The following is a 9,388-nucleotide window of genomic DNA, read 5'->3' as shown; positions in this document are numbered from 1 at the left end:
CAACTCGTACGACCTGGACGAGGGCAACCTGACCGTCCGCTCCGGCAACCTGCTGGCCTTCGACCCGACGCTGCGGCTCAAGCAGTCGATCATCCTGCCGACGTACTCCAGCCGGCCGCCCTCGCCGCGCCGGGCCTGGTCGCCGGTGCGGTACATCCGGGCTCCCGGCCCGCCGGACGGGTCGGCGACGAAGCGCTCGGCGGTCGGTGCGGGCCGGCCGACGTAGCCGTGGGCGAGTCCGGGCCCGGCCAGGTACAGCTCGCCGACGACGCCGTCGGGGACGGCGGCGAGCTTCTCGTCCAGCAGGTGCAGGCGCACCCCGGGCAGCGGTTCGCCCAGGTGCGGCCCGGGGCCGCTGATCGGCGCGGTGACGGCGTCGACGGTGCACTCGGTGGGCCCGTACAGGTTGAGCGCGTCGATGCCGCCGTCGGCCAGCTCCCGCCAGGTGCGCTCGGGGACGGGCTCGCCGCCCATGAACAGCCGCGGCACCCGGGCGCCGGCGAGCGGCTCGCGCAGCAGCTCCCAGTGCGAGGGGGTCAGGTCGAGGTCGGTGACAGCGTGCTCGGCCAGCAGGGCGGCGACCCGGGCCGGGTCGGCGCGGTGCTCCTCGCCGATGACCAGGACGGTGTCGCCGCGGCAGATCCGGGCCCACTGCTGGACGGAGGCGTCGAAGGAGACGCTGGCGTTCCAGCCGACCACGCCGGGCCCGGCGCGGTAGGCGCCGGTGGCCTCCAGGGCCTCGACCAGGGCGGCGACGGCGCCGCGCGGCACCTCGACGCCCTTGGGACGGCCGGTGGAGCCGGAGGTGTGGATGACGTAGGCCGGGTCGAGCGGGTGCGCCCCGGTCGGCAGGTCGGGCCCGTCGGCGGCGGCGTCCGGGCGCAGCACCGGCACGCCCTCGGCGGCCGGGAGGCCGTCGGCGCTGATCAGGGCGGCGAGCCCGGCGTCGGTGGCCATGAAGGCGAGCCGCTCGGCGGGGTAGGCCGGGTCGAGCGGGACGTAGGCGGCGCCGGCCCGCCAGACGGCGAGCAGGGCGACCGGCAGGTCGGCGGTGCGGCCGAGGTGGACGCCGACCCGGTCGCCGCGGCCGACGCCGAGGGCGCGCAGGGCGCGGGCCAGGGCGGCGGTGCGCCGGTCGAGTTCGGCGAAGTCCAGGCGGTCGGCGCCGGCCAGCACGGCGGTGCGCTCGGGGTGGGCGGCGACGGTGGCGCGCAGGCGGTCCAGCAGATCGGTCATGACGGGTCCTCAGAGGTCTCGGGCGGCGGCGGCCATGGTGTGCAGGGCGGTGGCGTAGGTGTCGATGAACTGCTCGGCGGTGCTGTCGGTGACCAGCGAGCGCTGGTGGTCCACCGCGAGCAGCACCCGCTGGGTGACCGGGTCCTGGATCACCGAGGCGCCGAAGGCGAAGCTGTTGGGTTCGTGGCGCAGGGTCGGCTCGGTGCCGATCCGGCCGTCCACGATGCGGGCCGAGCTGAGCCGGCCGAGGGCGTGGAAGCGCAGGTAGCCGAACTGGCTGTCCAGCGCGGTGTCGGTCATCAGCCGGGCGAGCCGGGCGAAGGGCACCCGGCGGTGCGGCATCATGTCCAGCTCCTCCCGGTGGACCTCGCGGACCAGGGCGAGCAGGTCGCCGGTGGGCTCGCAGCTCAGCGGGACGGTGTTGAGGAACAGCCCGTACACCTCGGTGCCGCCGAGCCGTTCCAGCCGGCCGTTGACGGCCAGGCCGGTGGTGACGCGCTGCTTCCCGGTGACGGCGGCGAGGGCGTGCAGGTGGGCGGCGAGCGCGACCGACTTGACCGGCACGCCGAGCGCGTCGGCGACGGTCCGCAGCTGGTCGGGCGCCTCGGGCAGCACCCGTTCGACGGTGCGCGGCGCCTCGTGCACGGACTCGCTGCCGGGGAACAGCTGGCCGCTGACGCCGGACAGCCGCTCGCGCCAGTAGCCGAGCGAGCGCTCGTCCCGGGCGGCCTGCCGTTCGACGGCCACGAAGTCGCGGAAGGCGGTGCGCGGCGGCGGGGTGGGCGCGCCGAGCGGATCGGCGGCGAGGGCGCCGTGGCGCTCCAGGATCTCGGTGAGCAGCGAGGTGAAGCTCCAGCCGTCGAGGATCGCGTGGTGCTCGGAGACGGTGAGCTGGAAGGCGTCCTCGGCCAGGCGCTGCACGGTGATCCGGAACAGCGGCGGGGCGGTGAGGTCGAAGGGCGTCCACCGGTGGGTGTCGAACACCTCGCGGATCGCGGCGTCCTGGTCCGCTTCGGCCGTGCCGCGCAGGTCGGCGAACTCGACGGGGGCGGGCAGCCGGCCGTGGACGAGCTGCAGCGGTTCGCCGTAGCCGGACAGGTCCAGGCCGGTGCGCAGCACGGCGTGGCGGTCCAGGGCCTCGGCGACGGAGCGGCGGAACGCCTGTTCGTCGAGGTCGCCGGAGATCCGGTAGGAGTTGACGTTGTGGTAGCTGTCGGTGCCGCCGGCGATCTCCATGTGGAAGACCATGGAGAGCTGCATGGACACCATCGGGTAGGCGTCGACGACGCCGGGCGGCAGGTCGGCGCGGTCCTCCGGGGTGATCAGGGCGAACGGCTCGTGGGCGTCCGGGTCCTCGGTGACGGGCTTCGCCAGCGGCAGCAGGGCGGCGACGGTGGGGGCGTTGAAGACGTCGCGCAGGCTCAGCCCCCAGCCGCGCTCGTGCAGCGCGCCGGCCAGCTGGACGGCCCGGATGGAGTCGCCGCCGAGGTGGAAGAAGTCGTCGTGGACGCCGATGCCGTCCACCCCGAGGACCTCCGTCCAGACGGCGGCGAAGGCCTCCTCCTCCGGGGTGCGCGGCTCGACGTGGCGGCCCGCGGCGGCGGCGCTGCGCTGCCCGGGGGCGGGCAGGGCGGCGCGGTCCACCTTGCCGTTGACGGTGAGCGGCAGCGACTCCAGCACGGTGAAGGTGGCCGGGACCATGTACGGGGGCAGCGAGCGGCCGAGGAAGGCGCGGACGTCGGCGGGCTCGCGTCCGGTGACGTACGCGGCGAGGCGGTCCTCGTGCACGGTGACGACGCAGGCGTCGACGTCCGGGTGGGCGGCGAGGGCGTTCTCGATCTCGCCGAGCTCGATCCGGAAGCCGCGCAGCTTGACCTGGAAGTCGGCGCGCCCGATGTACTCCAGTCCGCCGCCGGGCAGCCGCCGGGCGACGTCGCCGGTGCGGTAGAGCCGGGCCCCGGGCGGGCCGTACGGGTCGGCGACGAAGCGCCCGGCGGTGAGGCCGGGGCGGCCCCAGTAGCCGTGGGCGAGGCTGCCGCCGCCGATGTACAGCTCGCCGGCCGCGCCGGGCGGCACCGGCCGCAGCCAGTCGTCCAGGACCTGGGCGCTCAGGTGCGGCATGGGCGTGCCGATCAGGCTGCGTTCGAAGCCCGCGCTGCCGGCCAGGTCGTGGGTGGTGACGTGGACGGTGGTCTCGGTGATGCCGTACAGGTTGCAGAGGCGGGCCGGGGGCGGCGGGTCGAGTTCGAACCAGCGCTGGACGACGGCCGGGTCCAGCGCCTCCCCGCCGAGCATGATCCACTTCAGCGCGGGCAGGGCGCGCGGGCTGCGGCGCAGCACCGGCTCCAGCTGGCGCAGCGCCGAGGGGGTGAGGCAGAGGCGGGTGACGCCCTCCTCCTCCAGCAGCTGGGCGAACTCCTCGGGCGAGCGGCTGGTCACGTACGGGACGACGACCAGGCGGGCGCCGTGCAGCAGGGCGCCCCACATCTCCCACACCGTCCAGTCGAAGGCGTAGCTGTGGAAGAGCGTCCAGGTCTCCTGCGGGCCGAAGCCGAAGTGCCGCGCGCCGTCCGCCATCAGCCGGCTGACGTGCTCGTGGGCGACGGCGACGCCCTTGGGGCGGCCGGTGGAGCCGGAGGTGAAGATGACGTAGGCGACGTCGCCGGGGCGGCCGGCGGCCGGCGGGCGGGTGTCCGGCCGGGCGGCCAGGTCGGCGGCCTCGGCGCTCAGGTCGTAGGCCTGCCAGGGGCCGTCGGGCACCCGGTCCGGGCGGTCGGTGACCACCAGGGCGACGCCGGTGTCACCGAAGACCAGGGCGGCCCGGTCGGCGGGGGCGGCCAGGTCGACGGGCACGTAGGCGGCGCCGGTCTTGAGCACGCCGAGGACGGTGACCAGGACGTCGGCGGTGCGCTCCAGCAACATGCCGATCCGGTCGCCGGGGCCGGCGCCGCGGGCGCGCAGGGCGTGCGCGAGGCGGTTGGCCCGGCGGTCCAGTTCGGCGTAGCTCAGGGTGCGGTCGGGGTCGCCGACGGCGGGCCGGTCGGGGTGGGCGTCGGCGGCCCGCTCGAACAGGTGGTGCAGGCAGTGGCCGGGGGTGTCGGTGGCCGCGCCCGCGTCCACGGGGCGGGTGGTCAGCCGCAGCACGGTGGCGTCGGGGTCGTCCAGGGCCGCGGTGAGCAGGGCGTCGTACTCGGCGGCCAGCCGGCGGACGGTCTGCGGGTCGAACAGCTCGCTGCGGTACTCGGCCTCGCCGCGCAGCTCGCCCCCGGCGTCCCCGCCGTCGAACACGGACCAGGTGAGGTCGAACTTGCTGGTGCCGTTGGAGCGCACCCGGCTGCGGGCGGTGGCCGCCGGGCCGAGCGCCAGCGGGCTGCGGTCCTCGCCGTGGGCGCCGAACACCACCTGGACCAGCGGCGGGTGCTGGGCGCTGCGGGCGGCGCCGAGCCGGTCGACGATCTGGTCGAAGGGCAGGTCGAGGTAGCCGTACGCCTCGAAGGCGACGTCCTGGACGTGCTCCAGCAGGTCCCGGAAGCCCAGCGCCGGCGCCAGCCGCAGGCGCAGCGGCAGCAGGTTCACGAAGTAGCCGAGCAGGTGCTCCAGTTCGGGGCGGTCCCGGGTGGTGACGGGGGTGCCGACCACCAGGTCGTCGGCGCCGGTCCAGCGGTTCAGCAGCAGGGCGAAGGCGGCCAGCTGGACGGTGAACGGGGTGACGCCCTCCGCCTCGGCCAGCGCGCGGACCCGCGCCGCCGTCCCGGGCGCGAGGCCGAACTCCTCGGTCCTGCCGGCCGCTCCGCGCTCGGCGGGCCGGGGCCGGTCGGTGGGCAGCTCCAGCAGGGTGGGGGCGCCGTCCAACTGCTGCTTCCAGTAGGTCAGGTGCTCCTCGTAGGAGGTGCCGAGCTCCTCCTCGGCGCAGTCGGCGTACTGCACGGTCAGCTCCGACAGCCGGGCCCGCCCGCCCCGCACCGCCGCGCCGTACAGCTCGGCGAGCTCGCGCTCGAAGACCTCGGCGGACCAGCCGTCCCAGACGATGTGGTGGACGGTGAACAGCACCGTGGTGCGCTCGTCGGCGAGCCGGAAGGCCTCGGCGCGCAGCAGCGGGCCGGCGGCCAGGTCGAAGGGCTCGGCGCAGCGGGCGGTGAGCAGGTCCTCCAGGCGCTCCTCCTGCCCGGGGCCGCCCAGCGGGCGCAGGTCGGTCACCGCGAGCGGCACGGCGAGGCGGTGGTGCACCTGCTGGCGGGGGCCGTCGGGGTGCAGCGCGAAGGTGGTGCGCAGCGTCTCGTGCCGGGCCGTGACGGCGTCCAGCGCGCGCTGGAGCAGGGCGAGGTCGAGCGGGCCGGTGACGTCGAGGGTCCAGGGGGTGCAGTAGGTGACGGCCCGCGGGTCGAGGCGGTCGAGGAACCAGAGGCCGCGCTGCAGCCCCGAGACGGGCGCGGTGCGCGCCGGGCGGTCGGACGGGCTCACGGCCTCGTTCCCTTCGTGTGCGGTGCGGCCCGTCATCGGGCGGCCAGCCGTTCGGCGATGGCGCTCACGGTCCGGGCCCGGAACACCAGTTGCGGGGGGACGCGGCTGCCGGTCTCCCGGGACAGCCGCATCGCGACCCGGACGGCGGCCAGCGAGTTGCCGCCGATCCGGAAGAAGTTGTCCTCGCGGCCGACCTCGGCGAGGTCGAGCACCTCGCGCATCGCCTCGGCGACCAGGCGTTCGGCCTCGGTCAGCGGGTCGGCGGCCACGGTGGCCCCGGAGCCGTCGGTGGCCCCGGCCGCGTCGGCGGCCCGGCGGCCGGCCGGGGCGGGCAGCGCCTTGCGGTCCACCTTGCCGTTGTGGTTGAGCGGCAGGGCGTCCAGGACGTCGAGGGTCGCGGGCACCATGTGCTCGGGCAGCAGGGCGGCCAGGTGGTCGAGCAGCGCGTCCGGGGCGGGGGCGCCGGCGGCGACGGTCACGTAGGCGGCGAGCCGGCGGTCGCCCGGGGCGGGCTCGTGGACGGCGACGGCGGCCTCCCGGACGGCCGGGTGGCGGGTGAGCGCGTCCTCGATCTCGCCGGGCTCGACCCGGAAGCCGCGGATCTTCACCTGGTCGTCGATCCGGCCGGTGACCTCCAACAGGCCCTCGGCGTTGAGGTGGCCGAGGTCCCCGGTGCGGTAGAGGCGCTCGCCGGGGGCGCCGTACGGGGAGGCGACGAAGCGTTCGGCGGTGAGGCCGGGCCGGCCGAGGTAACCGTGGGCGAGACCGCCGCCGGTGGCGTACAGCTCGCCGGTCGCGCCGGGCTCGACGGGGCGCAGCCGCTCGTCCAGGACCAGGACGCCCTTGCCGTTCAGCGGGACTCCGATCGGGACGGAGGCACCGGCGGTGTCGGCGGGGCCGACCCGGTGGCAGGTGGTCAGGCCGAGGCTCTCCACCGGGCCGTAGCCGTTGGCCACCGCCAGGCCCGGGTAGGCCTCCAGGGCCTTGGCCACATGGGTGACGGAGGCCCGCTCGCCGGCGGTGAAGGCGAGCTTGAGGCCGTCGTAGGTCTCCGGGAACTCCTCCAGCAGGAAGTTGAACAGGCTGGCGGAGAGCTGGAGCTGGGTGACGCCGTGGCGGCGGGTCAGCTCGGCGATGGTCTGCGGGTCCGGGCGCTGGCCGGGCTGGAGGACGCAGGCACCGCCGAAGCAGAGCGCGCCGTACAGCTCCAGGGCGAAGGCGTCCCAGGAGACCGGCGAGCACTGCAGCCAGACCTCCGCGGGGCCGAAGCGGGCGTAGTCCTGGCCGAGGTAGGTGGTGGTGAGCGCGCGGTGCGGGACGGCGACGCCCTTGGGGCGGCCGGTGGAGCCGGAGGTGAACATCACGCAGGCGAGGTCGGCGCCCTCGACCGGCAGGCCGAGGTCGTGCCCCGCGTACCGGGCGAGTTCGGCGGCCGCGGCGTCCAGGTCCACCTGCCGCCCGACCGGGAAGGGCACGACGGCGTGCCGGTGGGTGACCACCGTGGCGGCGCCGGTGTCGGCGACCGCGCCGGCCAGCCGCTCGGCCGGGAAGTCCGGGTCGAGCAGGGTGTAGGCGGCGCCGGCCTTGAGGGCCGCCAACAGGGCGACGACCAGCTCCGGCCCGCGCTCGGCCAGCACCGCGACGGTGTCGCCGCGCCCGATGCCGAGGCCCGTCAGGTGCCGGGCGAGCCGGTTCGCGGCGGTGTTCAACTCGCCGTAGCCGACGCTCCGTTCGCCGGAGATCAGGGCGACGGCCCGCGGGTCGCGGGCGGCCCGCGCCTCGAACAGGGCGTGCACCGGCACCTCGACGGCGGCGGCCAGGGTGCCCAGCCACTCCTCGCACAGGCCGGCCATGGTGTCCGGGGCGAAGAGGTCGCTGTCGTACTCGAAGCGGCCGGTGAAGCCGGTGCCCAGGTCGTCCACCGAGACCGACAGGTCGAAGCGGGAGACCGGGTTGGAGTGCAGGGCCCGGGTGACCTCGTGCCCGCCGACCGTGAACGGCCGGGGGTCCAGCGGGTGCAGCTCCAGCAGCACCTGGCAGAGCGGGTTGCGGTCCTCGGGGCGTTCGTCGAGCACGGCGCCCGCGATGTCGTCGAAGGGCACCTCCTGGTGGCGGTAGCCGCCGATCGACACCTCGCGCACGTGCCGGACCAGTTCACGGAAGGAGACGCCCTCCTCCAGCTTCAGCCGCAGCGGCAGTAGGTTGACGAAGTAGCCGATCAGGCCGTCGAGTTCGGCCCGGCCGCGGACGTTCACCGGCGAGCCGAGCACCAGGTCGCGCTGCCCGGACCGGCGGTGCAGGGCGAGGGCCAGCCCGGCCAGCAGCACCATGAACGGGGTGGCGTCCTCGCTGCGGGCGAGCGCCCGGACGGCCTCGGCCACCGGGCCGGGCATGGCGAAGCGGTGGAAGGCGCCGCGGAAGGCCTGCTCCTCGGGCCGGGGCCGGTCCGGCACCAGCGCGTCGGCGGTCGGCGCGTCGCGCAACTGCTCGCGCCAGTAGTCCAGTTGCCGCTCGGCGGTGTCGTCCTGGTACTGCCAGGCGGCGTAGTCGCCGTACTGGACGGCGAGCTCCGGCAGCTCGGCGGGCCGGCCCTCGGCCAAGGCGGCGTACAGCTCCTGGAGTTCGGCCTCCAGCACGGCCAGCGAGCCCTCGTCCCAGACGATGTGGTGCAGGAGCAGCAGCAGCGTGGTCGCCCCGTCGGCCCGGAAGACCCGGGCCCGGACCAGCGGCCCCCGCTCCAGGTCGAAGGGCTCCAGCGCGGCCTCGGCGACCAGGGCGTCCACCTCCTCGGCGGTGGTCTCGGTGAGCGTGAACGGCAGTTCCACGGAGGGTTGGACGACCTGCCGCGGACCGTCCTCGGCGAGCTCGAAGGTCGTCCGCAGGCTCTCGTGCCGCTCGACCACCCCGGCCAGCGCCCGCCGCAGCAACTCGGGGTCGACCGGCCCGGAGAAGCGGAACACCCAGGGCACCACGTAGGTCGGCGCGCCCGGGTTCCACTGGTCGAGGAACCACAGCCCGCGCTGGAACTTGGACAGCGGGGCCTGGGCGGCGCCGGAGCGGACCGGGGCCGGGCGCGCGCCGCCGGACGCGGAGGTCACCGCGGCGGCGAACTCGGCCAGCGTCGGCGCGTCGAAGATGGTGTACGGCGACACCATGCCGAAGACGTCGAAGACCCGGCCCACCACCCGCACGGCCGTCAGCGAATCGCCGCCCAGGTGGAAGAAGTTGTCGTCGGCGCCGACCTCCGGCACCCCGAGCACGTCCGCCCAGACCGCCGCGATCAGCTGCTCGGCGGGGGTGCGCGGCGGGCGGCCGGCCGGCTTGCCCTGCGGCACGGTCCGCGGCTCGGGCAGCGCCCCGCGGTCCACCTTGCCGCCGGCCGTCAGCGGGAAGGCGTCCAGCGCGGTGAGCGTCGCCGGGACCATGTGCTCGGGCAGCCGCTCGGCCAGCCAGGCCCGGGCCTCGGCGTACCCCGGCGCGGCGCCGGTGACGTACGCGGCCAGCCGGCCCTCGTGCGCCACCACGACGCATCCGGTGACACCGGGGTGACCGGCCAGCACCTGCTCGACCTCGCCCGGCTCGACCCGGAAGCCGCGGATCTTCACCTGGTGGTCGCCGCGGCCGAGGAACTCCAGCGGGCCGTCCTCGGCGGCGCGGCGCACCAGGTCGCCGGTGCGGTACATCCGGGCCC

2 protein-coding genes and 2 pseudogenes are annotated in these 9,388 nt (G+C 75.9%); 1 reads left to right on the top strand and 3 read right to left on the bottom strand.

Translation table 11 applies throughout. The annotated features are described in order from the left end of the window. Positions 1–94 (top strand): annotated as a pseudogene (locus ACIQOV_RS13360) (AIM24 family protein); the annotation flags it as partial. Positions 95–282: 188 nt separating this feature from the next. Here the strand turns inward: ACIQOV_RS13360 and ACIQOV_RS13355 are convergent. The 3 genes and pseudogenes from ACIQOV_RS13355 to ACIQOV_RS13345 form a co-directional block, all read right to left on the bottom strand. Continuing rightward, positions 283–1,236 (bottom strand): annotated as a pseudogene (locus ACIQOV_RS13355) (AMP-binding protein); the annotation flags it as partial. A gap of 9 nt (positions 1,237–1,245) precedes the next feature. Continuing rightward, the gene (locus tag ACIQOV_RS13350) at positions 1,246–5,697 is read right to left on the bottom strand and encodes an amino acid adenylation domain-containing protein (protein WP_401048225.1); all 4,452 of its coding nucleotides are present in this window, start codon (positions 5,695–5,697) and stop codon (positions 1,246–1,248) included. Between the two features lie 32 nt (positions 5,698–5,729). Then, a partial coding sequence (locus tag ACIQOV_RS13345; protein WP_401048224.1) for an amino acid adenylation domain-containing protein occupies positions 5,730–9,388 on the bottom strand: 3,659 nt, incomplete at its 5' end.

The organism is Kitasatospora sp. NPDC091257 (assembly GCF_044757675.1).
GTDB classification, from domain to species: Bacteria; Actinomycetota; Actinomycetes; order Streptomycetales; family Streptomycetaceae; genus Kitasatospora; species Kitasatospora lactacystinica.
Note: the sequence above shows the minus strand (reverse complement) of the source record. Positions and strands in the feature narration are given on the sequence as shown.